23 protein-coding genes and 1 riboswitch are annotated in these 22076 nt (G+C 59.4%); of the genes, 14 read left to right on the forward strand and 9 right to left on the reverse strand.

Annotation, left to right across the window (positions count from 1 at the left end):
* Positions 1-19 precede the first annotated feature (19 nt).
* The 3 genes from ACN1C3_RS06960 to rpoE are packed head-to-tail and all read right to left on the reverse strand — an operon-like array spanning position 20 to position 2189.
* On the reverse strand, positions 20-979 hold the full coding sequence (locus ACN1C3_RS06960; RefSeq protein WP_419115073.1) for a MucB/RseB C-terminal domain-containing protein: 960 nt from the start codon (positions 977-979) through the stop codon (positions 20-22).
* Between the two features lie 8 nt (positions 980-987).
* Positions 988-1575: a sigma-E factor negative regulatory protein gene (locus ACN1C3_RS06965; RefSeq protein WP_419115074.1), complete on the reverse strand. Its 588-nt coding sequence runs from the start codon at positions 1573-1575 to the stop codon at positions 988-990.
* A gap of 35 nt (positions 1576-1610) precedes the next feature.
* Positions 1611-2189, reverse strand: a complete 579-nt coding sequence (gene rpoE, locus ACN1C3_RS06970) for an RNA polymerase sigma factor RpoE (RefSeq protein WP_150642086.1) — start codon at positions 2187-2189, stop codon at positions 1611-1613.
* 570 nt (positions 2190-2759) lie between these two features.
* Here rpoE and nadB point away from each other — a divergent pair.
* Positions 2760-4376: an L-aspartate oxidase gene (gene nadB / locus ACN1C3_RS06975; RefSeq protein ID WP_419115075.1), complete on the forward strand. Its 1617-nt coding sequence runs from the start codon at positions 2760-2762 to the stop codon at positions 4374-4376.
* Here the strand turns inward: nadB and ACN1C3_RS06980 are convergent.
* Positions 4345-4797 carry a protein YgfX gene (locus tag ACN1C3_RS06980; protein WP_419115076.1) on the reverse strand — a complete coding sequence of 151 codons (453 nt, stop codon included), beginning with the start codon at positions 4795-4797 and terminating at the stop codon, positions 4345-4347. The genes nadB and ACN1C3_RS06980 overlap by 32 nt on opposite strands.
* Complete coding sequence (locus ACN1C3_RS06985) at positions 4781-5035, reverse strand: succinate dehydrogenase assembly factor 2 (RefSeq protein ID WP_150805650.1); 255 nt, start codon at positions 5033-5035, stop codon at positions 4781-4783. The genes ACN1C3_RS06980 and ACN1C3_RS06985 overlap by 17 nt, the downstream gene beginning before the upstream one ends.
* A 148-nt stretch (positions 5036-5183) precedes the next feature.
* Between ACN1C3_RS06985 and ACN1C3_RS06990 the strand changes: the two genes are divergently transcribed.
* Both ACN1C3_RS06990 and ACN1C3_RS06995 read left to right on the forward strand, forming a co-directional pair.
* Positions 5184-6125: a YgfZ/GcvT domain-containing protein gene (locus ACN1C3_RS06990; protein WP_419115077.1), complete on the forward strand. Its 942-nt coding sequence runs from the start codon at positions 5184-5186 to the stop codon at positions 6123-6125.
* Between the two features lie 36 nt (positions 6126-6161).
* Entirely contained in the window at positions 6162-6983 is an 822-nt protein-coding gene (locus ACN1C3_RS06995) for an HDOD domain-containing protein (RefSeq protein WP_419115078.1), read from the forward strand.
* A 179-nt stretch (positions 6984-7162) separates the two neighbouring features.
* Here the strand turns inward: ACN1C3_RS06995 and ACN1C3_RS07000 are convergent, their stop codons facing one another.
* Together ACN1C3_RS07000 and ACN1C3_RS07005 are read right to left on the reverse strand one after the other, a co-directional pair.
* Positions 7163-8548, reverse strand: a complete 1386-nt coding sequence (locus ACN1C3_RS07000; protein WP_419115079.1) for a sensor histidine kinase — start codon at positions 8546-8548, stop codon at positions 7163-7165.
* Positions 8541-9212 (reverse strand): response regulator, encoded by a 672-nt coding sequence (locus ACN1C3_RS07005; protein ID WP_419115080.1) that lies wholly within the window; start codon positions 9210-9212, stop codon positions 8541-8543. The genes ACN1C3_RS07000 and ACN1C3_RS07005 overlap by 8 nt, the downstream gene beginning before the upstream one ends.
* Positions 9213-9445: 233 nt before the next feature.
* On the opposite strand from ACN1C3_RS07005, the gene ACN1C3_RS07010 reads away from it, so the two are divergent.
* The 5 genes from ACN1C3_RS07010 to ACN1C3_RS07030 all read left to right on the forward strand — a co-directional run bounded on the left by ACN1C3_RS07010 (position 9446) and on the right by ACN1C3_RS07030 (position 14861).
* Complete coding sequence (locus ACN1C3_RS07010) at positions 9446-10738, forward strand: OprD family porin (RefSeq protein WP_419115081.1); 1293 nt, start codon at positions 9446-9448, stop codon at positions 10736-10738.
* An 82-nt stretch (positions 10739-10820) separates the two neighbouring features.
* Positions 10821-11798 (forward strand): Bug family tripartite tricarboxylate transporter substrate binding protein, encoded by a 978-nt coding sequence (locus ACN1C3_RS07015; RefSeq protein WP_419115082.1) that lies wholly within the window; start codon positions 10821-10823, stop codon positions 11796-11798.
* Positions 11799-11856: 58 nt separating this feature from the next.
* Complete coding sequence (locus ACN1C3_RS07020; protein ID WP_419115083.1) at positions 11857-12315, forward strand: tripartite tricarboxylate transporter TctB family protein; 459 nt, start codon at positions 11857-11859, stop codon at positions 12313-12315.
* A gap of 1 nt (position 12316) precedes the next feature.
* Positions 12317-13831 carry a tripartite tricarboxylate transporter permease gene (locus ACN1C3_RS07025; protein WP_419115084.1) on the forward strand — a complete coding sequence of 505 codons (1515 nt, stop codon included), beginning with the start codon at positions 12317-12319 and terminating at the stop codon, positions 13829-13831.
* Positions 13824-14861 carry an AbrB family transcriptional regulator gene (locus ACN1C3_RS07030; RefSeq protein ID WP_419115085.1) on the forward strand — a complete coding sequence of 346 codons (1038 nt, stop codon included), beginning with the start codon at positions 13824-13826 and terminating at the stop codon, positions 14859-14861. Before ACN1C3_RS07025 ends, ACN1C3_RS07030 begins: the two co-directional genes overlap by 8 nt.
* A gap of 126 nt (positions 14862-14987) precedes the next feature.
* On the opposite strand, the gene ung is transcribed toward ACN1C3_RS07030, so the two are convergent.
* On the reverse strand, positions 14988-15683 hold the full coding sequence (gene ung / locus ACN1C3_RS07035) for a uracil-DNA glycosylase (protein WP_419115086.1): 696 nt from the start codon (positions 15681-15683) through the stop codon (positions 14988-14990).
* A gap of 130 nt (positions 15684-15813) precedes the next feature.
* On the opposite strand from ung, the gene ACN1C3_RS07040 reads away from it, so the two are divergent.
* Positions 15814-16926 carry an enoyl-CoA hydratase/isomerase family protein gene (locus ACN1C3_RS07040; protein ID WP_419115087.1) on the forward strand — a complete coding sequence of 371 codons (1113 nt, stop codon included), beginning with the start codon at positions 15814-15816 and terminating at the stop codon, positions 16924-16926.
* 52 nt (positions 16927-16978) lie between these two features.
* Here ACN1C3_RS07040 and ACN1C3_RS07045 read toward each other — a convergent pair whose 3' ends face one another.
* On the reverse strand, positions 16979-17437 hold the full coding sequence (locus ACN1C3_RS07045; RefSeq protein WP_419115088.1) for a hypothetical protein: 459 nt from the start codon (positions 17435-17437) through the stop codon (positions 16979-16981).
* 315 nt (positions 17438-17752) lie between these two features.
* A riboswitch (guanidine-I (ykkC/yxkD leader) is annotated at positions 17753-17853 on the forward strand.
* Positions 17854-17913: 60 nt separating this feature from the next.
* Here ACN1C3_RS07045 and ACN1C3_RS07050 point away from each other — a divergent pair.
* The 5 genes from ACN1C3_RS07050 to ACN1C3_RS07070 are packed head-to-tail and all read left to right on the forward strand — an operon-like array spanning position 17914 to position 22004.
* Complete coding sequence (locus tag ACN1C3_RS07050; RefSeq protein WP_419115089.1) at positions 17914-18981, forward strand: putative urea ABC transporter substrate-binding protein; 1068 nt, start codon at positions 17914-17916, stop codon at positions 18979-18981.
* A 31-nt stretch (positions 18982-19012) separates the two neighbouring features.
* Positions 19013-19828 (forward strand): ABC transporter permease, encoded by an 816-nt coding sequence (locus ACN1C3_RS07055; protein WP_419115090.1) that lies wholly within the window; start codon positions 19013-19015, stop codon positions 19826-19828.
* Positions 19825-20613 carry an ABC transporter ATP-binding protein gene (locus ACN1C3_RS07060; RefSeq protein ID WP_419115091.1) on the forward strand — a complete coding sequence of 263 codons (789 nt, stop codon included), beginning with the start codon at positions 19825-19827 and terminating at the stop codon, positions 20611-20613. The genes ACN1C3_RS07055 and ACN1C3_RS07060 overlap by 4 nt, the downstream gene beginning before the upstream one ends.
* Before the next feature lie 12 nt (positions 20614-20625).
* Complete coding sequence (locus ACN1C3_RS07065; protein ID WP_419115092.1) at positions 20626-21351, forward strand: urea amidolyase associated protein UAAP1; 726 nt, start codon at positions 20626-20628, stop codon at positions 21349-21351.
* Positions 21352-21362: 11 nt separating this feature from the next.
* Positions 21363-22004: an urea amidolyase associated protein UAAP2 gene (locus tag ACN1C3_RS07070; RefSeq protein WP_419115093.1), complete on the forward strand. Its 642-nt coding sequence runs from the start codon at positions 21363-21365 to the stop codon at positions 22002-22004.
* The last annotated feature ends 72 nt before the right edge of the window (positions 22005-22076 follow it).

The following is a 22076-nucleotide window of genomic DNA, read 5'->3' on the forward strand; positions in this document are numbered from 1 at the left end:
TGAGCATCATTTCAGAAACTCACTGCTTGGACGCAGTGGCATCGGTGCGCATCGAAAGCGCAATCCGTTCAGCGGTACCGATCGGAATCTCGCCAACCACCGTCACCATCACCTCGCCTTCTGGCGTGGTCAGACGTCGCGAGACTGCAACGGTCGGGCCTAACTGGGTTCGGGTATCTGTGACCACCGCGCCATTCAAAGGCTCGAGGAACACCGAAAATCGCGCCAGTCCATCGTCATACATCAGGCTATTAACCAACACCTTGGTGTCCGGGTCCTTACGCGCACTGCTGCTAGTCAATTCGAACCCTGGTGGTAGCCAGTCCGAATGCCAGACCCGAGAAGCTTTCACCGCCGAAGCCTTGTCACTGTCGAGGACGACAGGCTTGCACTCGGCGCTGGCTTGCAGCTCGCTGTCGCTTGGCACATCAGCAGTATAGAGCTGAGTAAACTGGAACCGCTCAAGCAACTGCCCTTTGTCATTTAACAGCAATGACTTCAACGGCAGGCCGGTTTCTCGGTCCAGGTGCAGTTCGAAACCATACCGATGCTGATCACGAGGCGTCAGCGAAACAATCACCGCCGGTCGACCGGCCACACGCGACTTGCCGATAACGGCAAGGTCGTACCAATTCTTGAGTTTTTGTGGATCAAGTGCACGAGCGGAAGAGTCAGGAGCATCCCCCAGCCCTGCTATCAGGGCGCCGCTTACACATTGAGTATGCCCATCAATGCGCACGACTTCCTGTGCTGAGCCATCGAGCTGAAGCAAACGCTCGCGGACTTTGCCATCCTGGACACGATGCCAGATGTTATGGGTAGAAAAACTACCGTTACGCTCGTAAACGAAAGTACCGTGGAAGCTTTGCTGTTGCTCGGCCTGGCCCAGACGGCTCAACCAGTCCTGGGCTTCATCGGCATGGGCTGGAACAATGAACCAGCCACCCAGCAGAAGAGTAAGTAGAGGTATGGCGCGCATGATCCTCCTTAGCGGTTTTCCAGGCTTGCCGCACGGGCATAAGGCAGAGCGCTTTCAGTGCCTTTGAGTGCAGCTTGTTGAGCATGTTGACGCAGGTAGCTTGGCAGACGCTGATCATGCCAGCCTGGCTGACCTTGCAGTACGCCGTTGGCCATAGGGCCAGTGGCTTCCGAACTCTCACTATAGCCTGCCAATACCGCAGGGCCTTTTATTTGTGGAGTAGCCAGACCTGGTTGAGCCGATTGCTGAGCCAGTTCGACCCCAGCGATCTCATCCTGGTTATACAGACGTACGCCAGCCAGCACAGCAACAGTCACCGAAGCGGCAACAGCCAGACGCCCCAGAGTGCGCCATGGACCACGAGTCGCTTTGGCCGGTACGGTTTCGTCAGCCAGAGCCGCAGAAACTGCCGCAGCGATATCCAGACGAGGGAGCAACAAGTCTTTGTGCATTACAGCCCGAGCGATCTGGTAACGAGCCCAGGTATCACGAGTTTCAACATCGTCAAAGGCATTCAATACCCGACGCAATTCCAGTTCGTCCGCTTCGTTATCCATCACTGCGGACAGCGATTCCTGCAGGGCTTCACGACTCATGGCGGTTCCTCTCTTGGCTGTCGCCGCTGTCTCAGTTAATCCTGCAACAACGGCTGCAGGGCTTTATCGATGGCTTCCCGAGCGCGGAAAATCCGGGAGCGCACGGTACCCACCGGACACTGCATGACGCTCGCAATGTCCTCGTAACTCAGACCATCGAATTCACGTAAAGTTAAGGCCGTACGTAAATCTTCTGGCAGTTGCTGGATAGTTCGATGGACGGTGCCTTCGATCTCATCCCGCAACAACGCACGCTCCGGTGACTCGAGATCCTTGAGGCCATGATCGCCGTCGTAGAATTCCGCATCTTCAGAACTAACATCGCTATCCGGCGGCCGGCGGCCGCGTGAAACCAGATAGTTCTTCGCCGTGTTGATGGCGATTCGGTACAACCACGTATAAAACGCACTGTCGCCGCGGAAATTACCGAGTGCACGGTAAGCCTTGATAAAGGCTTCCTGTGCGACATCCTGGGCTTCATGGGTGTCGTGCACGAAACGCACGATCAACCCGAGAATTTTGTGCTGGTATTTCAGCACTAACAGATCGAAAGCTCGCTTGTCGCCGCGCTGAACGCGCTCTACAAGCTGCTGATCCTCTTCCTGGGTTAGCATGAACACTCCTCGTTAAACTCAAAGGAGGCTTGCATTCCCAAACGATCAAGCTTGCAAACATAGACTCGGGCTTTTCGCAAAAGTTCTCCCCCTCCAAGCAAGTTTCCTGCGCACTCTGATTTGGCACACACGAAAAACGCAGCGCGGGCAAAAGCCGGCTGCGCGAATAATCTTGTCGTCGAATTCACCTACAAAGACCGGTACACAGGTCCCGTATGATTCCGACGCTATCCCCTTCTGTCGGGCAACCTTCTATTGAGCCTGTCTGCTCAGCAAAAGTTCCCGATATTTATAGCTGTGCGACATGAACATTGTGCAACCGTGAAGCGAAAAAGACCGGTTTATCCTCGATACCGTCGTCTAATCGTCGATTTACCTGAAAAAATCATCCGGCACCCTATCTACCTGAGAACAGCCTTTCAGTCACAGTAGTTTCACAATGCCACGATCGCCTGGCTATTGTGCCGATCCACCCCTCTATATACTAGTGGGCTGTGTGGCTGTCTTGACTCGCCGATCCAGGTGTCTTGCGCCAACCCCGACCCGGGTCGCTTTGAGCGGAATCCTGAAATGAGCCAACAGTTTCAACACGATGTTCTGGTGATTGGCAGCGGTGCTGCCGGCTTGAGTCTTGCGCTGACCTTACCCGGTCATCTGCGCATTGCCGTATTGAGCAAAGGCGACCTCGCCAACGGCTCAACGTTCTGGGCCCAGGGTGGTGTGGCTGCCGTGCTGGATGACACCGACACCGTTGAGTCCCATGTCGATGACACGCTCAATGCCGGCGGCGGCCTGTGCCATGAAGATGCAGTGCGCTTTACCGTCGAGCATAGTCGCGAGGCGATTCAGTGGCTGATCGATCAGGGTGTCCCCTTCACCCGCGATGAACAGTCAGGCACCGAAGACGGCGGTTTTGAATTCCACCTGACTCGCGAAGGTGGCCACAGTCATCGACGGATCATCCACGCCGCCGATGCCACGGGTGCGGCCATTTTCAAAACCTTACTGGACCAGGCAAAACAACGGCCAAATATCGAACTGCTGGAACAACGGGTCGCCGTTGATCTGATCACCGAAAAACGCCTGGGCCTTGACGGTGACCGTTGCCTTGGCGCCTACGTGCTGAACCGTGGCACCGGCGAAGTCGACACCTATGGCGCGCGCTTCACCATCCTGGCCTCCGGTGGCGCAGCGAAAGTCTACCTCTATACCAGCAACCCCGACGGCGCCTGCGGTGATGGCATCGCAATGGCCTGGCGCTCGGGTTGCCGGGTGGCGAATTTGGAATTCAACCAGTTCCATCCCACCTGCCTCTATCACCCGCAAGCCAAGAGTTTCCTGATCACCGAAGCCCTGCGCGGCGAAGGTGCGCACCTGAAGCTGCCGAACGGCGAACGCTTCATGCAGCGCTTCGATCCTCGAGCCGAACTGGCGCCGCGTGACATCGTTGCCCGCGCCATCGACCATGAGATGAAACGCCTGGGCGTTGACTGCGTGTATCTGGACATCAGCCACAAGCCGGAAGCGTTCATCAAGACCCATTTCCCGACCGTGTATGAGCGCTGCCTGGAATTCTCCATCGACATCACCAAACAACCGATCCCGGTCGTTCCGGCCGCGCACTATACCTGCGGCGGGGTGATGGTCGATCAGCAGGGGCGCACCGATGTGCCAGGCCTGTATGCCATTGGCGAAACCAGCTTCACCGGCCTGCACGGGGCCAACCGCATGGCCAGCAACTCGCTGCTGGAGTGTTTTGTCTATGCCCGATCGGCGGCCGCGGACATTCTTGAGCAGTTGCCGCAGATCCCGGCGCCTCTCGCCCTGCCCGCCTGGGATGCCAGCCAGGTCACAGACTCCGACGAAGACGTGATCATTGCGCACAACTGGGATGAATTGCGGCGCTTCATGTGGGACTACGTCGGTATCGTGCGTACCAACAAGCGCCTGCAACGAGCTGAGCATCGTGTGCGCCTGCTGCTGGATGAGATCGATGAGTTTTACAGCAACTATAAAGTCAGCCGCGACTTGATCGAATTACGCAACCTGGCTCAGGTTGCCGAACTGATGATTCGCTCAGCGATGGAGCGCAAGGAAAGTCGAGGCCTGCATTACACCCTCGATTACCCGAACATGCTGCCGGTTGCCCTCGACACTATTCTGGTGCCGCCCACCTACGCCGACTGAACTTGAGTCGAACCCGCAGGCGTCGGTGCACATCCGCCGTCTGCGAGTCGCGCGGTACGCAAATCGCCCGCACACGCCGTTCACCGCGCAGACGAAAACGCAGCACGACGATCAGTGGCAATGCCAGGCTATCGGGCCGAAGCTGCACAGCCTGCCAGCCATGAGCGGCATTCCACAGTTGCCAGCCATCGGCATCACGGCGCAAACCGCTAAACGCGGCGGGATGAGTCAACAAAATTTGTCGCGGCAACGCCCATAGTCCATGGGCCAGGCACAAGGCGGCACCGAGCAGACTCGCCCAGATCGGTATAGTGAGTAGAGATAGCGAACCCAGCGCGAACAGCTGAGCCAGAAGATAAGCCGCCAGCAACTGCCGTGAGGCATGCCAGCGGCATTCGAAATAATTACTTGGGCTGGACACGGTCCAGAATCATTCGAACCATGCGCTGCAACTCAGGGTCTTCCGATTCGGCGCGCTCCATGAACCAGCCAAACATGTCCTGATCTTCACACTCGAGCAGCCTGGTATAGCATTCGCGGTCTATAGCATTCAGATGCGGGTAGACCTCTTTCACGAATGGCACCAGCAATACATCCAGCTCAAGCATGCCGCGGCGGCTGTGCCAGTAGAGGCGATTCAGTTCAACATCTTCGACCATGGAGCGCTCCTCAAATAGAGCGCAAGTATACAGCCCGAGACCACCACGAACAGTCGGCTTTGGTCGGGACTATCCATACTTTGTGAACTACCCATTTCAAGGGCGCCCCCTTATGATGTCCCCCAGACCTTTTATCCTGCGATGACCCATGGCCGATTCTGCTTTTTTCTGCACGTTGTCTCATGAAGGCGTTCTCGCCGTTCGCGGCTCCGACGCCAGCAAATTCCTTCAGGGGCAACTGACCTGCAATCTCAATTACCTGAGTGATACCCAGGCCAGTCTCGGCGCACGCTGCACGCAGAAAGGCCGCATGCAATCGAGCTTCCGCATCCTGCTTGAAGGCGATGGCTGCCTGCTCGCGATGGCGACTGAATTGCTTGAGCCGCAACTGGCGGACCTGAAAAAGTACGCCGTATTTTCAAAATCCAAACTGACTGACGAAAGTGCCGCCTGGGTTCGCTTCGGCCTCGGTCAGGCTGATGCCGCTCTTTCCACCCTGGGCCTTGAGCTGCCACCAGAAACCGATGCCGTGGCGCGTGCTAACGGATTGATCGCCATTCGCGTGTCCCCCGGCAGAGCCGAACTCTGGGCCGCGGCGGATCAGGCCCAAACCCTGCGTGGCCACTTGTCCGCGCAACTGGTCGAGGGTGATCTGAATCAGTGGCTGCTGGGGCAAGTTCGCGCAGGCATCGGCCAGGTCATGCCGAGCACTCGCGAGCTGTTCATCCCACAGATGCTCAACCTGCAAGCCGTTGGCGCCGTGAGTTTCAAGAAAGGCTGCTACACCGGCCAGGAAATCGTCGCGCGCATGCAATACCTGGGCAAACTCAAGCGCCGGCTGTATCGACTGCAACTGGACGCCAGCGAACTGCCTGAGCCCGGTGCGCAATTGTTTTCCCCGACCCACGGCAGCTCCATCGGCGAAGTGGTCATCGCTGCCCGTGCCGAACAGCACATTGAACTGCTGGCGGTGCTGCAAGCCGAAGCAGCAGAGGGTGGCATCGTCCACCTTGGCGCGCTCGAAGGCCCTGCCCTGCAACTGCTCGACCTGCCTTACCAACTGGATCGTGATCGCGAAATCCAGCGTTAATTGCAGCACTTTTTTGCAATACCCTAGAGAACAGAAATGAGCAAGCTGGCGGAAAAGGTCCAACAGGATTTGGTTGAGGCCATCGATAACGATGACCTGGTTCTGCCAACATTACCGGAAGTGGCCCTCAGGATTCGCAAGGCCGCTGAAGATCCGGAAATCAGCGTCAGTACGCTGAGCAAAGTGATTGGCCGCGATACGGCGCTATCGGCCCGCCTGATCAAAGTGGTCAACAGCCCTTTGCTGCGGGCGACCCAGGAAGTGACCGACCTGCATACGGCGATCACCCGACTGGGCGTCAACTACAGCAGCAACCTGGCCATCGGTCTGGTCATGGAGCAGATTTTTCATGCCCGCTCCGAGGTGGTGGCGCAAAAAATGCGCGATGTCTGGCGCAGGAGTCTGGAAGTGGCCGCCATCAGTTATGCCCTGTGCCGCAGCCATACTCAGCTGAAGCCTGACCAGGCGGCGCTCGGCGGACTGGTGCATCAGATCGGTGTATTGCCGATTCTGACCTACGCCGAAGATCACTATGAGCTGCTTTCGGACCCAGTCAGCCTCAACCATGTGATCGAGCACATTCATCCATTGCTTGGCGACAAGCTGCTCAGTGTCTGGGAGTTTCCGGAAATGCTGGTGAAGCTGCCGGGCCAATACCTCGACTTCAAGCGCCAGTCAGAGCGGGTCGACTATGTCGACTTGGTGCAGGTTGCCACACTGTATTGCCACAAAGACACCGAGCACCCGCTGGCCAGGGTCGACGCATTCAACGTGCCGGCCTTCAAAAAACTGGGTATTGATCCCGAAAACACGGCGATGTGCAGCGATCTGGAAGAGTCGCGTTCGATGTTTTACTGATTGTGAACACGAGCAATTGTGGCGAGGGAGCTTGCTCCCGCCGGCCGATCCGCGCCCGGGCGCAGCAGTCGTAAACCCGGCAAATGCGATTTGGCTGAAATACTGCGGTGTATGGTTTTGGGGCTGCTTCGCAACCCAGCGGGAGCAAGCTCCCTCGCCACAGATATTGTGCTCAGCATCTACCCCGCAATAAAACTCACCCGCACCTTCAACCCCGCCTGCGCGCCATCGTGGAGGCTGATCTGCGCCAAATGGGCGCGGCAGATTTCACCGACAATCGCCAACCCCAATCCTGAACCCGCGCCTTGCTGGTTACTCCGATAAAAACGCTCGAACACCCGATCACGTTCCTCCTGGGGAATTCCAGGCCCGTCATCTTCGACCTCCAACACCGCCGGCGCAGTCACCCGCAGAATCACATTGCCGCCCGGCGGTGTATGGGCCAGAGCGTTATCCACCAGGTTGCTCAAGAGTTCATTGAGCAGCGTCGGCTCGCCGCGTAGCCAGACAGGCTCGTCCGCCTCCAATGCCAAAGCAACGCCCCGTGCGTGAGCCAGCGGCGCCATGGCCATGCCCAGCTCTCGGGCCAACTGGCTCAGATCAAGTAGCTGCGCACCACCCTCGGCAATCGCCCGGGCGCCGTTTTCGATACGGGCCAGCGACAGCAATTGATTGGCCAGGTGTGTCAGGCGATCCGTCCCCTGAGCGGCGCTTTCCAGGGTCGTGCGCCAGGTTTCGGGTTCTGCCGCGCGCAGACCCAATTCAAGTCGTGCCTTTAGCGCCGCCAGCGGCGTGCGCAATTCATGAGCGGCATCGGCAATGAACTGTGCCTGACGCTCGAACTGGCCACGCAGGCGCTCGGTAAAGTGATTGAGTGCCCGCACCAGCGGCCACAACTCACGCTGCACTTCCACCAGCGGCAAGGCACGCAAATCATCCGATTGACGCTCCTCCACTGCGGTGCGCAACCGCTCCAATGGCCGCAACGCGGCACTGACGGCAAACCACACTAACATCAGCGCGCCCATGGCCAGCATCCCCAGACGTAGCAAGGTATCGGTCATCAGGCTGCGCGCCATGCGGACCCGAGCCTCGTCAGTTTCCGCCACGCGAATTTCCGCCATGCCGTTCATGTTCGGCTCACTGACAGGCTTGAGCAGGCTCACCACCCGCACGTTCTGCCCTTGATAAGTGGCGTTGTAGAAGCGCGCCAGCGCCGGGTAATCGTCAGTGCGCGGCGTACCCGGTGGCGGCCCGGGCAGGTTTTCGTAGCCGGAAATCAGCTTCTGGTGAATGTCGTTGACCTGGTAATAAATCCTCCCGGCGCTGTCATAGGCGAAAGTGTCGAGGGCGACGTAGGGCACATCAGCACTGAGGCCGCCATCGCGCTGGGACAAGCCAGCGGCGATGGTCCGGGCCGAAGCCAGCAAAGTCCGGTCATAAGCGGTGTCGGCAGCTTCGCGGCCATTCCAGTAAGCGCTCAAACCACTGGCCAACATCAATACCACCAGCAGCAGCGCGAGGTTCCACAGCAACCGCCAGCGCAGACTGCTGGGCTTATGCATCGCGGGTTTCCAGCAGGTAACCGAGCCCCCTGAATGTCACGATCGCCACCGGTTGGCCGTCGAGTTTCTTACGCAAGCGGTGGACATAGATTTCGATAGCGTCGGGACTGGCTTCTTCGTCCAGGCCAAACACCTGAGAAGCAAGCTGCTCCTTGCTCATCACCCGACCAGGCCGGGCGATCAGCGCTTCGAGCACTGCCTGTTCGCGGGAAGTCAGGGTCAACAGATCATCGCCGAGGGTAAAACGCCGTGTGTCCAGGTCATACACCAGCACACCACAACGCTGCTGGCGCTCGCCACCGAGCACACTGCGGCGCAGCAATGCCTTGACCCGCGCTTCAAGCTCGGTGAGTTCAAAGGGTTTGGCCAGGTAATCGTCGGCGCCAAGGTTGAGCCCATGGACTCGATCCTTGACGTCGCTGCGGGCGGTCAACATCAGCACCGGCAGATTTTTCCCGCGAGCACGCAAGCGCGCCAGCACCTCGAAACCGTCCATGCGCGGCAAGCCGACATCGAGAATCGCCACCGCGTATTCCTCGCTGCTCAGGGCCAGGTCGGCGGCCACGCCATCGTGCAGCACATCGACGGTCAAGCCGGTGCTTTTCAGCGCCTGGGCGACACTTTCGGCCAGCTGCAGATGGTCTTCGACGAGAAGAACACGCATGGATCTCTACCTCATTCAGGGATGGTCGACGCCATTCTTTGGCGCGGAGTTTACAGCCGCATCCGCCGCTGTGAAGCCTGAAAACACTGAAAGTCTGCTGAAAGGTTAGCGAAAGGTTGGCCCGTTAGAGTCCAGCCACGGACAGTTTCGACTGCCGTGGCTACTGAAGAGTAGCGACCGAAAAACGCCTCGAAGCGTTTTCGCCAATAAGAACAATAACGGAGTACTTCACCATGCTGTCCATACAGCCTCAGGTTTTCCCGCCTGCGCGTTTTTCCCGCCTCAGCCAGACCGCCCTTGCCAGTGCCGCCGCCCTCGCCGGCTTTTCGCCGTTAAGCCAGGCGGCCTTCTTCGAAGACAGTAGCGCCACGTTTGAAACCCGCAACATGTATTTCAACCGCGACTTTCGCGACGGCACCAGCGCCAAGCAATCCAAGCGTGATGAATGGGCTCAGGGCTTCATGCTCAACCTGCAATCGGGTTACACCGAGGGGACTGTAGGTTTCGGCGTCGACGCGCTGGGCATGCTCGGGGTCAAGCTCGACTCCAGCCCCGACAACACCGGCACCGGCCTGTTGCCGACCCACGATGACGGGCGTGCCGCAAACGAGTATTCCAAGCTGGGTTTGACCGGCAAGGTGAAAATCTCCGCCACCGAGCTCAAGATCGGCAGCCTGTTCCCGGAGCTGCCGATCCTCAAGGCCAACGACGGGCGCATCCTGCCGCAGACCTTCGAAGGTGGCCTGCTGACCTCCAAAGAAATCAAGAACCTCACCTTCACCGGCGGACGCCTGGACAAGGCCAAGGATCGCGACGACACCAACTACGAGGACATCGCCCTCAACAACAAGAACAGCCGCTTCGTCTCGGGTGCAACCGGCAAGCATTTCAATTTTGGCGGCGTAGATTACAAGTTCACCGACAAGATCACCGGCAGCTACCACTACGCCCAACTCGATGACGTCTACAACCAGCACTTCCTCGGCGTGGTCGCTTCACAACCGTTCGGCCCCGGTACCTTCGCGACCGACTTGCGTCTGGCCATCAGTGATGACCAGGGCGCGGCCCGTGGCGGTAATATCGACAACAAATCCCTCAACGGTCTGGTCAGCTATGCCTTGAACGGGCATAAACTCAGCGCCGGCTATCAGCACATGTCCGGCGACAGCGCCTTTCCGTATGTCGACGGCAGCGACCCGTACCTGGTCAACTTCGTCCAGATCAACGACTTCGCCGAAGCCCAAGAGCACTCCTGGCAAGCGCGTTACGACTATGACTTTGCCAAGCTTGGCATTCCCGGCCTGAGCTTCATGAGCCGTTATATCAGCGGTGACAACATCAAGCTCAAAAGCGGCGAGACCGGTAAAGAGTGGGAACGCAACACTGAGATCAAATACGTGGTGCAAAGCGGCACCTTCAAGGACGTCGCCGTGCGCCTGCGCAATGCCACTTACCGTTCCAACTACTCTGCCCGCGACGCTGATGAAGTGCGTCTGTTGGTGAGCTATAGCGTTGCCCTTTGGTAATTGATTCAACCGCCAAGGGCGAAAGATCGCAGCCTGCGGCAGCTCCTACACAAACAAAACAACAATTTCTGTGGAGACAACAATGAATTTATCACTGCGTAAAGTTGCTCTAGCCGCCAGCTGCATGCTCTTTGCCGGCCAATTGCTCGCCGAGCCAAAACGCCCGGAATGTATCGCCCCGGCCTCACCGGGCGGCGGCTTCGACCTGACCTGCAAACTGGCACAAAGCGCGCTGGTCAACGAAAAACTGCTGACCAAACCGATGCGTGTGACCTACATGCCCGGCGGCGTCGGTGCGGTGGCTTACAACGCGGTGGTCGCTCAGCGTCCGGCCGATGGTGGCACGCTGGTCGCCTGGTCCAGCGGTTCGCTGCTGAACCTGGCCCAAGGCAAGTTTGGGCGTTTCGATGAAAGCGCCGTGCGTTGGCTCGCAGCGGTCGGCACCAGCTACGGTGCCATCGCAGTAAAAAGCGATTCGCCCTACAAGAACCTCGACGATCTGGTCCAGGCGCTGAAGAAAGATCCGAGCAAAGTGGTGATCGGTTCCGGCGGCACCGTCGGCAGCCAGGACTGGATGCAAACCGCACTGATCGCCAAGGCCGCCGGGATCAACCCGCGTGACCTGCGTTATGTCGCCCTCGAAGGCGGTGGTGAAATCGCTACCGCCCTGCTCGGTGGCCACATCCAGGTCGGCAGCACCGACATCTCCGACTCCATGCCGCACATCCAGAGCGGTGACATGCGCCTGCTCGCGGTGTTCTCCGACAAGCGTCTGGACGAGCCCGAAATGAAAGACATCCCGACAGCCAAGGAACAGGGCTATGACATTGTCTGGCCGGTGGTACGTGGTTTCTACCTCGGGCCAAAAGTCAGCGACGAAGATTACGCCTGGTGGAAAGCCGCCTTCGACAAACTGCTGGCCTCGGAAGACTTCGCCAAGCTGCGCGATCAGCGTGAACTGTTCCCGTTCGCCATGACCGGGCCGGAGCTGGACACCTACGTGAAGAAGCAGGTTGCCGACTACAAGGTGCTGGCCAAAGAGTTCGGTTTGATCCAGTGATCGCCTCTGTCTAGCGGTTGCGCCCCTGCGCATCAGGGGCGTGCCCCAGGAGTTTCCCATGCTCTTACAACGCATTTTCGCTTCAGCGCTGCTACTGGTCTGCATTGGCCTGGCACTGATGGCATGGCCGTATCAGGCCGCATTTTCCTACGAACCGGTCGGGCCTCGGGCCTTTCCCCTGCTGATGCTCGGCCTGATGGGGCTGGGTCTGCTGTATATGATCTTTCGCCCGGCAGCCATTGTGCACAGCGAAGACGACCCGCAACTGGACCGTGAAACACTGATCAAGATCGGCATCTGCGTGGTGCTGTTGCTGGTGTTCGCCGGGACCTTCGAACCACTTGGGTTCATTGTTTCCAGCATCCTGATCGGCATTCCGATGGCGCGTCTGTACGGTGGTCGCTGGTTGCCCAGCGTGGTGATCATCAGCCTGATGAGCATCGGTCTGTACCTGCTGTTTGATCGGGTGATGGACGTGCCACTGCCTATGGGCCTGCTCGACGTTCTGGAGAATTGATATGGATACCCTGAATTATCTCGGCCAGGGCTTCGGCGTTGCGCTGACACCGTACAACCTGGTGACCGCCCTGTGCGGCACCTTGATCGGTACCGTGGTCGGTCTGCTGCCGGGTCTGGGCCCGATCAACGGTGTGGCGCTGTTGATCCCGATTGCCTTCGCCCTTGGCCTGCCACCGGAATCGGCGTTGATCCTGTTGGCGGCGGTTTATCTGGGTTGTGAGTACGGCGGCCGCATCAGCTCGATCCTGCTGAACATCCCGGGCGAAGCCTCCACCGTGATGACCACGCTGGACGGTTACCCAATGGCTCGCCAGGGTCTTGCCGGCGTTGCACTGTCGTTGTCGGCGTGGAGCTCGTTCATCGGCGCCTTTATCGCCACCTGCGGCATGGTGTTGTTCGCGCCGCTACTGGCGAAATGGGCGATCGCCTTCGGCCCGGCGGAATACTTCGTGCTGATGGTCTTTGCCATTGTCTGCCTCGGCGGCATGGCCGGTGATCGACCGCTGAAGACCTTTATCGCGGCGCTGATCGGTTTGTTTCTGTCGAGTGTCGGGATCGATGCCAACAGCGGTGTGTACCGTTTCACCGGTGACAACATCCACCTCACTGACGGTATTCAATTCGTGGTGCTGGTGCTGGGTCTGTTCTCCATCAGCGAAATCCTTCTGCTGCTGGAAAAAACCCATCGCGGCCAGGAAGCGGTGAAAGCCACCGGGCGAATGATGTTCAACTTCAAGGAAGCGGCGTCGGTGTTCACCGTGAACATCCGTTGCGGCCTGCTCGGCTTCGTCATGGGCGTGTTGCCAGGTGCCGGTGCGACCCTGGCCAGTGCCGTGGCCTACATGACCGAGAAACGTATCGCCGGTGCCAGCGGTAAGTTCGGCCAGGGCGACAAACGTGGCCTCGCCGCGCCTGAAACCGCCATCGGCGGCGCTGCCTGCGGCGCACTGGTGCCCATGCTGACCCTCGGTGTACCGGGTTCGGGCACCACGGCCGTGATGATCGGTGCACTGTCGCTGTACAACATCACCCCAGGCCCACTGCTGTTCCAGCAGCAACCGGACATCGTCTGGGGCCTGATCGCTTCGTTGTTCGTCGCCAACGTCATGCTGGTGATCCTCAACATCCCGATGATCCGCATCTTTACCCGCATCCTCGCCGTGCCGAACTGGGCACTGGTGCCGGTGATCGCCATCATCACAGGGATCGGCGTCTACGCCGTGCATGCCACCACCTTCGATCTGTTCCTGATGATCGGCATCGGCATCTTCGGCTACATCCTGCGCAAGCTCGACTTCCCGCTGTCGCCGGTACTGCTGGGATTTATCCTCGGCGGTCTGATGGAACAGAACCTGCGTCGGGCACTGTCGATTTCCAACGGTGCGCTGGAAATTCTCTGGTCCAGCCCGATCACCTTCGGCGTCTGGGTGCTGACCGCAATCATGCTGTTGATGCCAATCCTGCGGATCTGGCGCAAACGTTCCGTGCAGCGTCGTGCCCTGGCCGATGTCTGAGGCCACCTTCAAAAACTGGTGGGGAACACCGCTGGTCGGTCTGCTGGGCGGTTACCTCGCCAGCCAGATCGGCTGGCCGCTGCCATGGATGGTCGGCTCGTTGCTGGCGATCATCCTGGTGCGCTGCCTGACACCCTGGCAATTGGCGGAAATCCCTGGCGGGCGCAAATGTGGCCAGTGGGTCGTCGGCATCGGTATCGGCCTGCACTTCACCCCGGTGGTGATTGAGCAAGTCATGAGCCACTTCGGTCTGATCTTCTTCGGTGCCTTGATCACCAGCCTGTCCAGCGTGGTCGGGGTCTGGTTGCTGCGGCGTACCGGCGAAGATCGCGCCACTGCGTTTTTCTCCAGCATGCCCGGTGGTTCCGGCGAGATGGTCAACCTCGGCGCGCGCAATGGCGCGGTGCTCAGTCGGGTCGCGGCCGGACAGAGTTTGCGGGTGCTGGTGGTGGTGCTGTGTGTACCGGCGGCGTTCAAGTATTTGTTGGGAGAAGGCGCTCCGGTGCTTCATCCGACGGCAGTCGATTGGCGCTGGCTGGCGGTGCTGTTCCCGGCGGGCGCCCTGCTCGCCTGGCTCTGGCAGCGTTTGCGTCAACCTAACCCTTGGTTGTTCGGGCCGTTGCTGGTGAGTGCGGCGGTGAGTATCACTTGGGATCTGCACATCGGCCTGCCCAAGGGCGGCAGTCAGATCGGCCAGTGGTTGATCGGCAGCGGCTTGGGCTGTCACTTCAATCGGCAATTCTTCCGCCGGGCACCGTCGTTCATGGGCCGGACCTTGATCGGCACGGCATTAACCATGTTGATCGCCACCCTGGCGGCTCTAGGCCTGAGCGCCCTGACTCAACTGGACCTGCGCTCACTGACGCTGGGCATGATGCCCGGCGGCATTGCCGAAATGAGCCTGACGGCCGAAACCCTGCAGCTGTCGGTGCCACTGGTGACCGCGATGCAGGTGATGCGGTTGCTGTTTGTGCTGTTTCTGGCGGAGCCGTTGTTCCGGTATTGGGATAAGCAACCAGAGAAGATCTGAATTGATCGTTTGATCGTTCCCACGCTCTGCGTGGGAATGCAGCCCGTGACGCTCCGCGTCACATTCAAGAGCGGACGCAGAGCGTCCATTGAGGCATTCCCACGCGGAGCGTGGGAACGATCATTGTCACTCGACCGGCGGCAATCGCCACTCGATCGGCGTCTCGCCATTCTGTTCAAGAAACTTGTTGGCCCGGCTGAAGTGCCCGCAACCGAGGAACCCGCGATAAGCGGACAGCGGCGATGGATGCACCGAGGTCAGGACCAGGTGCTTGGTCGCGTCGATCAGTTTCTGCTTGCCCTGGGCATGGGCGCCCCACAGCAGGAAGACCAGATGCGGCTGGTGCTCACTGACAATCTCGATAACCCGATCAGTAAAAAACTGCCAGCCCTTGCCCGCATGCGCATTGGCGTTGGCGCGCTCGACGGTCATGGTGGTGTTGAGCATCAGCACACCTTGCTCGGCCCAGCTTTGCAGGCAACCGTGAGCAGGGATGTCGATGTTCAGATCGCGCTTGAGCTCTTTATAGATGTTCACCAGCGACGGCGGCGCTGGCACGCCCGGCTGCACCGAGAAGCACAAACCATGGGCCTGGCCCGGGCCGTGATAGGGGTCCTGACCGAGGATTACCACTTTGACCTTGTCCAGCGGGGTCAGATTAAGGGCGTTGAAAATCATCGGGCCTGGCGGGTAGATTTCCTTGCCCGCGGCGTATTCCTGACGCAGGAATTCGCGCAACTCTGCCATGTACGGCTGGTCGAACTCAGCACGCAGTGCCTCCTTCCAGCTCGGTTCGAGTTTGATACGGTCGTCAGAAGTCATCGCCTGGTCCAGAAAAACAATGGGCGCACCCTAAGAAAGCCCGTCACGCTTGTCAATTGATCTGGCGCAGAACCGGCACTTTCCCGTATAGCGATCATACTGAATGCTCAATTTCTCAATCGAGGTCACGATGAATCTGCACTTCGAAGAACTGACCGGCACCGACGGCGCACGTATCGGCATCGCCAGCCTGGATGCCGAAAAGTCCCTGAACGCCCTTTCCCTGCCAATGATCCACATCTTGAGCGAACGCCTGGACGCCTGGGCCAAAGACCCGCAGATCGTTTGCGTGCTGTTGCGCGGCAACGGCGCCAAAGCATTTTGCGCCGGCGGTGAGGTGCGCAGTCTGGTTGAAGCGTGTCGCGCACATCCAGGCGAAGTCCCCCCTCTGGCCGGACACTTCTTCGCGGCGGAATACCGCCTCGACTACAGCCTGCACACCTACCCGAAACCACTGATCTGCTGGGGCCATGGCTATGTGCTCGGAGGCGGCCTGGGGCTGTTGCAGGGTGCCAGTATCCGCATCGTGACGCCGAGCAGTCGTTTGGCCATGCCGGAAATCAGCATTGGCTTATATCCGGATGTCGGCGCCAGTTGGTTTCTCGCGCGCCTGCCGGGCAAGCTCGGGTTGTTCCTCGGTTTGACCGGCGCCCATATGAATGGTCGCGATGCGATCGATCTGGACCTGGCCGACCGCTTTCTGCTGGATGAACAGCAAGAAGAACTGATCGAAGGCCTGCTGCAACTGAATTGGCAAGAGCAGACACCCATGCAGCTCAACAGTCTGCTCAAGGCCTTGCAGCAGGAGGCCATCGGGCAATTACCGCCCGCCCAGTGGCTACCGCGACGCGAGCAGATCGACGAATTGCTGGATGTGAGTGATGTGCGCTGCGCCTGGCGCGCCATCAACCACCTTCGCGATCACAACGATGTTCTGCTCAGCCGTGCCGCAAGAACCCTGAGCGAGGGCTGCCCGCTGACCGCGCATCTGGTTTGGGAGCAGATTATCCGCGCCCGCCATTTGTCGCTGGCACAGGTATTCCAGATGGAATACACCATGAGCCTGAACTGCTGTCGTCATCCAGAGTTCAGCGAAGGGGTACGCGCACGGCTGATCGACAAGGATCAGAAGCCCCATTGGCACTGGCCCGATATCAATGCGATCCCGGAAGCGGTGGTCGAGGCGCATTTCCACAAGGTATGGGAAGGTCGGCATCCGCTGGCGGATTTGTCCAACTACTGAAATCCCAGGCAAAAAAAGCGGCGCTTGATGCGCCGCTCGATAACGGTAGTGCTTAACGGTGCCAGTCGCGGTCTGGACTATTGTCTCTGTGATCTTCGCGTACATTGCGGTGTTCATCCCGACGGTGATCATCGCCATGGCGGTTGTCTTCCTGACGGATGAATCCCTGACGATTGTCCCCTTGACGATTGTCCCCTTGGCGATTGTCTCCATGACGATCATGGGAATCCCAACCTCGGTTCGAATAAGACCGGTAGTCTGAGCGCGGAGCCGATTGGTAATACCGTGGCGCCGGTTGGTAATACCGTGGAGCTGACTGGTAATACCGCGGCGACGGTGAGTAGTAACGGTCCCGGTCACGATAGTAAGTCCCGCCTCCGTAGTAATAAGCTGGAGCCGGCTGGGTATAGACCTCGGAACGGTAGTAGCTCGATCCTCCATCCTCGTAATAGGGTACGCACGCAGAAATAGACAAACCCAATAAAGCAATCAGAAGAAGTCGTCGATACATGGCGGCCTCCTGGACCGCGAAAGAGCACACACCAGCGACGCTGGTCGGCGACAGTCAACAATTAGCTGGCTGTCGAAACATCTGACAACAAAATCGGAATCTGGTGCGTTTCTGAAACACTTTTATACAACTAGCGCAAAGCCATGATCGCCCCATCCCAGTGCGACGAGCACCACAACAACGCATGATCATCCTCGCCCCTCCCCCTCTGCATGTGCACCAAACCCTCTAGATCAGTACTTGGCGACACTTGGCACGCCTCTCGCTTAGTCAAAAGCGTGCAGGAGTCATCACAGGTTCGCGGCACCACAATTTGCAATGGCTGACTAGGGTTCCGGCTCGCTTAGGCGAGTGGCTGGTCCGAGAGTCAGCGACCTCCAGTTGAGGTTACACGGCGGGATAAAAGCCCGGGAGACAAGACACCGTTCGCGGTGCCGCGTGCTCCTGTCCGCCCTTGATCAACTGGAGAACCATCTATGTCCCAGCTTCGTTTACCTGCCCTGCTCGCCGCCGCTTTCGCGGCCCTTGTGAGCTTCTCGTCCCAGGCTGCACAGAAAGACCACTTCAGCGTCTGCTGGACTATCTACGCCGGTTGGATGCCTTGGGAATACGCAGGCACCCAAGGCATCGTCGACAAGTGGGCGAAAAAGTACGGCATCAAAATCGATGTGGTGCAGCTCAATGACTATGTCGAATCGATCAACCAGTACACCGCCGGCCAGTTCGACGGTTGCACCATGACCAACATGGACGCGCTGACCATCCCGGCTGCCGGCGGCGTCGAAAGTACCGCGCTGATCGTCAGTGACTTCTCCAATGGCAACGACGGCATCGTACTCAAAGGTGAAGGCAAGACTGTCAGCGACCTTAAAGGCATGAACGTCAATCTGGTCGAATTGTCGGTCTCCCACTACCTGTTGGCGCGTGCGCTGGACTCGGTCGATCTCACCGAGAAAGACCTGAAAGTGGTCAACACCTCCGACGCCGACATCTCTGCCGCCTTCAACACCGATCAAGTACACGCCGTCACCACCTGGAACCCAATGCTGTCGGACATCAAAGCCAAGCCTGGCGTTACCCAGGTGTTCGACTCGAGCAAGGTTCCCGGCGAAATCATGGACATGATGGTCGTCAACACCCAGACCCTGAAGGACAACCCGGCACTGGGCAAGGCACTGACCGGCGCCTGGTTTGAAGTGGTTGGCCTGATGAATGCCAAATCCGCTGCCAGCACCGCAGCGCTGCAACACATGGCCAAAGCGTCGGGTACCGACCTGCCGGGCTTCCAGTCGCAACTGGACACCACCAAGTTGTTTTCCACGCCTAAAGAAGCACTCGATTTCGCGACCAGCGCGCAACTGCCGAACACCATGCGCAAGGTCGCCGAGTTCTCCTTCCAGCACGGGCTTCTCGGTGAAGGCGCCAAGGACACCAGCGCTGTCGGCATGTCCTTTGCCAATGGCGTGACCAGTGGCGACAAGGCCAACCTCAAGCTGCATTTCGACCCGAGCTATGTGCAGCTGGCCGCCGACGCCAAGCTGTGAGCCACGTTGTAGGTAACCGGAGGACACGGCCATGCGCCTGATCAATCGCCACCCGGATCGCCCGAGCCGCCTGTTGTTGGTGATCCTGCCGTTCGCCCTGGTGCTGTTCGCCTATTTCATGGGCTCGGCCGAGCGGCTGACGGACAACCCCAACGACAAGCTGCTGCCCAGTGCCGTGCAAATGACTGACGCGGTGAAACGCCTGGCCTTCACCGCCGACCTGCGCAGCGGCGAATACTTGCTGTGGCAGGACACGGGCGCCAGTCTCCAGCGGCTGGCTATCGGCCTGGGCATCAGCGCCCTGGCCGGGCTCTGTCTGGGCATCGCCGCCGGGACGCTGCCGTTGTTCGGCGCGCCGTTGTCACCCTTGCTGACGGTACTGTCTATGGTGCCGCCGCTGGCGATCCTGCCAATTCTGTTCATCGTTTTTGGTCTCGGCGAGCTATCGAAAGTGATGCTGATCGTGATCGGCATCACCCCCTGCCTGGCCCGTGATCTGGAACAGCGCGCCCGGGAAATTCCGGTCGAGCTGCTGATCAAGGCCCAGACCCTCGGTGCCTCGACCTGGACGGTGATTCTGCGGGTAGTCCTGCCGCAACTGCTGCCACGGCTGCTGATATCCCTGCGGTTGATGCTCGGTTCGGCATGGTTGTTTTTGATTGCCGCCGAAGCCATCGCTTCCACCGACGGTTTGGGCTATCGGATCTTCCTGGTGCGTCGCTACCTGGCGATGGACGTAATTCTGCCGTACGTGGTGTGGATCACCCTCCTCGCCTGGCTGATGGACTGGGGGCTCAAACGTCTGACCCAACGGGCGTTCCCCTGGTATGAGGGGGCGCGCGCATGAGCTTCATCACCGTGAACAATGTCTGGCAGCAATACGCCGATCAGGTGGTGCTCGAAAGGCTCAACCTCAGTGTCAACGAGGGTGAGTTCTGCACTTTGGTGGGGGCTTCGGGTTGCGGCAAGTCGACCTTTCTGCGGTTGTTGCTGGGGCAGGAAAAAGCCAGTCGCGGCGAAATCCTGCTGGACGGCAAGGTGCTGGCCAGCGAACCGGATGCCAGCCGTGGCGTAGTGTTTCAGCGTTACTCGGTGTTCCCGCATTTGACGGTGCTGGACAACGTCGCCCTCGGTCTTGAGCTGCCACGCTCGCCGCTGCTTGGGCGCTTGTTCGGCAGCGCCAAGCGCGAAGCGCGGGAACAGGCCGCCGTGCTGCTGCACAAAGTCGGCCTTGGTCACGCGCTGGACAAGTACCCGGCGCAGCTGTCCGGTGGCATGCAGCAACGGCTGGCCATCGCTCAGGCGCTGATCATGAAACCCCGCGTGTTGCTGCTCGATGAGCCCTTCGGCGCCCTTGACCCGGGCATTCGCAAAGACATGCACAGCCTGCTGCTGGAGCTGTGGCGCGAGACGCAACTGACGGTGTTCATGGTCACCCACGATCTGTCTGAAGGCTTCAGCCTCGGCACCCGCTTGCTGGTGTTCGACAAGGTCCGTCTCGACCCGCACGCACCTGGCGCCTTTGGCGCACGCATCACCTACGACATCCCTTTGAACAGCGACCGCCGTGCCACCCGTGCCGCCGTCGACGCCCTGCCGGCTGTGCTGGCAGGCGCGATTCCCATCGCTTAGAGGAGTTTCCACATGACTGATTCGACTCAACTGTTCCCACCCTTCGCCGAAGAAATGCTTCCCGGTGGAGGTCACCGTTCCTTCGTTCTTAAGCGCGGCCAACTGCTGCGCCTGACCGACCTTCGCGGCGGCGCCAACGTCAGCCTGACCCTGCTCAACGCCAACGAGAAAACCGAGCGGCTGAACCTGCCCGACACCCTCAAATGCCAACACACCGCCAAGCTCACCGCCGGTCATTGCCTGTACTCGGACATGGGCCGGGTGCTGGCGGCGATTACCGCCGACACCTGCGGCTGGAGCGACAGCATCGGCGGTGTGCTCTGCGCAGACGAAGTCGCAGAAAAATACGGCCAGGGCCGCTTTCAGGAACTGCGCAACGGCTTCTACCGCAACGGCGCCGACAACTTATTAGTTGAGCTGGGTAAGTGGGGACTGGGCCTGTCCGACCTGCTGATGACCCTCAATCTGTTCAGCAAAGTCAGCGTCGACGCGCACGGTCGCTTCCACTTCCTCGAAGGCAACTCCAAGGCCGGCGACTACATCGAACTCTACGCACCGATGGACACCCTGGTGGTGCTCACCGCCCTGCAACATCCCATGGACCCGAACCCGGAATACGCACCCAAGCCGCTCAAGCTGAGCTGGATGAACGCCGACGCCAGCGTCGCCGAGCATTGCCGCACTTCGCGCGCCGAAAACGAGCGCGGCTTCATCAACACCGACCGTCTGTTCGCCTGAGGATCGCTGCCATGTCTTTAGCCATTGCCACCACCGAAAAGCATCCTGAAGCGGCGGTCTACCGCGCGACCATCCCGTCCGGCGAACCGTGGCTAATGGAGGTCAAAGCCGGCCAGACCTTGCGCATCCTCGATCTGGAAGGCAACCAAGCGGTCGACACCTTGTTCTACAGCCTGAAAAACCCCAAGGAACGCTACGACGTGCAACGCACCTTGCGCCGGCAAAACAGCGTCTACCTGAGCACCGGCAGCGTGCTCTATTCCAACCTCGGCCAGCCGATGCTGACCATCGTCGAAGACACCTGCGGTCGTCACGACACCCTCGGCGGTGCCTGTGCGCAAGAGAGCAACACCGTGCGTTACGCGTTGGAGAAACGCTACATGCACAGCTGCCGCGACAACTACCTGCGGGCCTGTGCCCATGACGGGCGACTGGGCAAAGGCGACATCGGGCCGAACATCAATTTCTTCATGAACGTGCCGGTGACTGCCGACGGTGGCCTGACCTTCGAAGACGGCATCTCAGCACCCGGCAAGTACGTCGACCTGCGGGCCGAGATGGACGTGATCGTGCTGATCTCCAACTGCCCGCAACTGAACAACCCGTGCAACGCCTACAACCCCACCCCTGCGGAGCTACTGGTATGGAACTGAAACTCGCGCGCCTGCGCCGTTGGTTGTTTGTGCTGTGCCAGAGCCGGTCGGGGCAGTGCGTTAAGAAGTGAG

It is taken from the genome of Pseudomonas sp. H11T01 (genome assembly GCF_048515765.1).
Lineage (GTDB): Bacteria > Pseudomonadota > Gammaproteobacteria > Pseudomonadales > Pseudomonadaceae > Aquipseudomonas.

What these genes read in the sequence shown, in the direction of transcription:
- ACN1C3_RS06960 (WP_419115073.1), bottom strand. Translation starts at nt 979, where the DNA reads ATGCGCGCCATACCTCTACTTACTCTTCTGCTGGGTGGCTGGTTCATT.
- ACN1C3_RS06965 (WP_419115074.1), bottom strand. Translation starts at nt 1,575, where the DNA reads ATGAGTCGTGAAGCCCTGCAGGAATCGCTGTCCGCAGTGATGGATAAC.
- rpoE (WP_150642086.1), bottom strand. Translation starts at nt 2,189, where the DNA reads ATGCTAACCCAGGAAGAGGATCAGCAGCTTGTAGAGCGCGTTCAGCGC.
- nadB (WP_419115075.1), top strand. Translation starts at nt 2,760, where the DNA reads ATGAGCCAACAGTTTCAACACGATGTTCTGGTGATTGGCAGCGGTGCT.
- ACN1C3_RS06985 (WP_150805650.1), bottom strand. Translation starts at nt 5,035, where the DNA reads ATGGTCGAAGATGTTGAACTGAATCGCCTCTACTGGCACAGCCGCCGC.
- ACN1C3_RS06990 (WP_419115077.1), top strand. Translation starts at nt 5,184, where the DNA reads ATGGCCGATTCTGCTTTTTTCTGCACGTTGTCTCATGAAGGCGTTCTC.
- ACN1C3_RS06995 (WP_419115078.1), top strand. Translation starts at nt 6,162, where the DNA reads ATGAGCAAGCTGGCGGAAAAGGTCCAACAGGATTTGGTTGAGGCCATC.
- ACN1C3_RS07000 (WP_419115079.1), bottom strand. Translation starts at nt 8,548, where the DNA reads ATGCATAAGCCCAGCAGTCTGCGCTGGCGGTTGCTGTGGAACCTCGCG.
- ACN1C3_RS07005 (WP_419115080.1), bottom strand. Translation starts at nt 9,212, where the DNA reads ATGCGTGTTCTTCTCGTCGAAGACCATCTGCAGCTGGCCGAAAGTGTC.
- ACN1C3_RS07010 (WP_419115081.1), top strand. Translation starts at nt 9,446, where the DNA reads ATGCTGTCCATACAGCCTCAGGTTTTCCCGCCTGCGCGTTTTTCCCGC.
- ACN1C3_RS07015 (WP_419115082.1), top strand. Translation starts at nt 10,821, where the DNA reads ATGAATTTATCACTGCGTAAAGTTGCTCTAGCCGCCAGCTGCATGCTC.
- ACN1C3_RS07020 (WP_419115083.1), top strand. Translation starts at nt 11,857, where the DNA reads ATGCTCTTACAACGCATTTTCGCTTCAGCGCTGCTACTGGTCTGCATT.
- ACN1C3_RS07025 (WP_419115084.1), top strand. Translation starts at nt 12,317, where the DNA reads ATGGATACCCTGAATTATCTCGGCCAGGGCTTCGGCGTTGCGCTGACA.
- ACN1C3_RS07030 (WP_419115085.1), top strand. Translation starts at nt 13,824, where the DNA reads ATGTCTGAGGCCACCTTCAAAAACTGGTGGGGAACACCGCTGGTCGGT.
- ung (WP_419115086.1), bottom strand. Translation starts at nt 15,683, where the DNA reads ATGACTTCTGACGACCGTATCAAACTCGAACCGAGCTGGAAGGAGGCA.
- ACN1C3_RS07040 (WP_419115087.1), top strand. Translation starts at nt 15,814, where the DNA reads ATGAATCTGCACTTCGAAGAACTGACCGGCACCGACGGCGCACGTATC.
- ACN1C3_RS07045 (WP_419115088.1), bottom strand. Translation starts at nt 17,437, where the DNA reads ATGTATCGACGACTTCTTCTGATTGCTTTATTGGGTTTGTCTATTTCT.
- ACN1C3_RS07050 (WP_419115089.1), top strand. Translation starts at nt 17,914, where the DNA reads ATGTCCCAGCTTCGTTTACCTGCCCTGCTCGCCGCCGCTTTCGCGGCC.
- ACN1C3_RS07055 (WP_419115090.1), top strand. Translation starts at nt 19,013, where the DNA reads ATGCGCCTGATCAATCGCCACCCGGATCGCCCGAGCCGCCTGTTGTTG.
- ACN1C3_RS07060 (WP_419115091.1), top strand. Translation starts at nt 19,825, where the DNA reads ATGAGCTTCATCACCGTGAACAATGTCTGGCAGCAATACGCCGATCAG.
- ACN1C3_RS07065 (WP_419115092.1), top strand. Translation starts at nt 20,626, where the DNA reads ATGACTGATTCGACTCAACTGTTCCCACCCTTCGCCGAAGAAATGCTT.
- ACN1C3_RS07070 (WP_419115093.1), top strand. Translation starts at nt 21,363, where the DNA reads ATGTCTTTAGCCATTGCCACCACCGAAAAGCATCCTGAAGCGGCGGTC.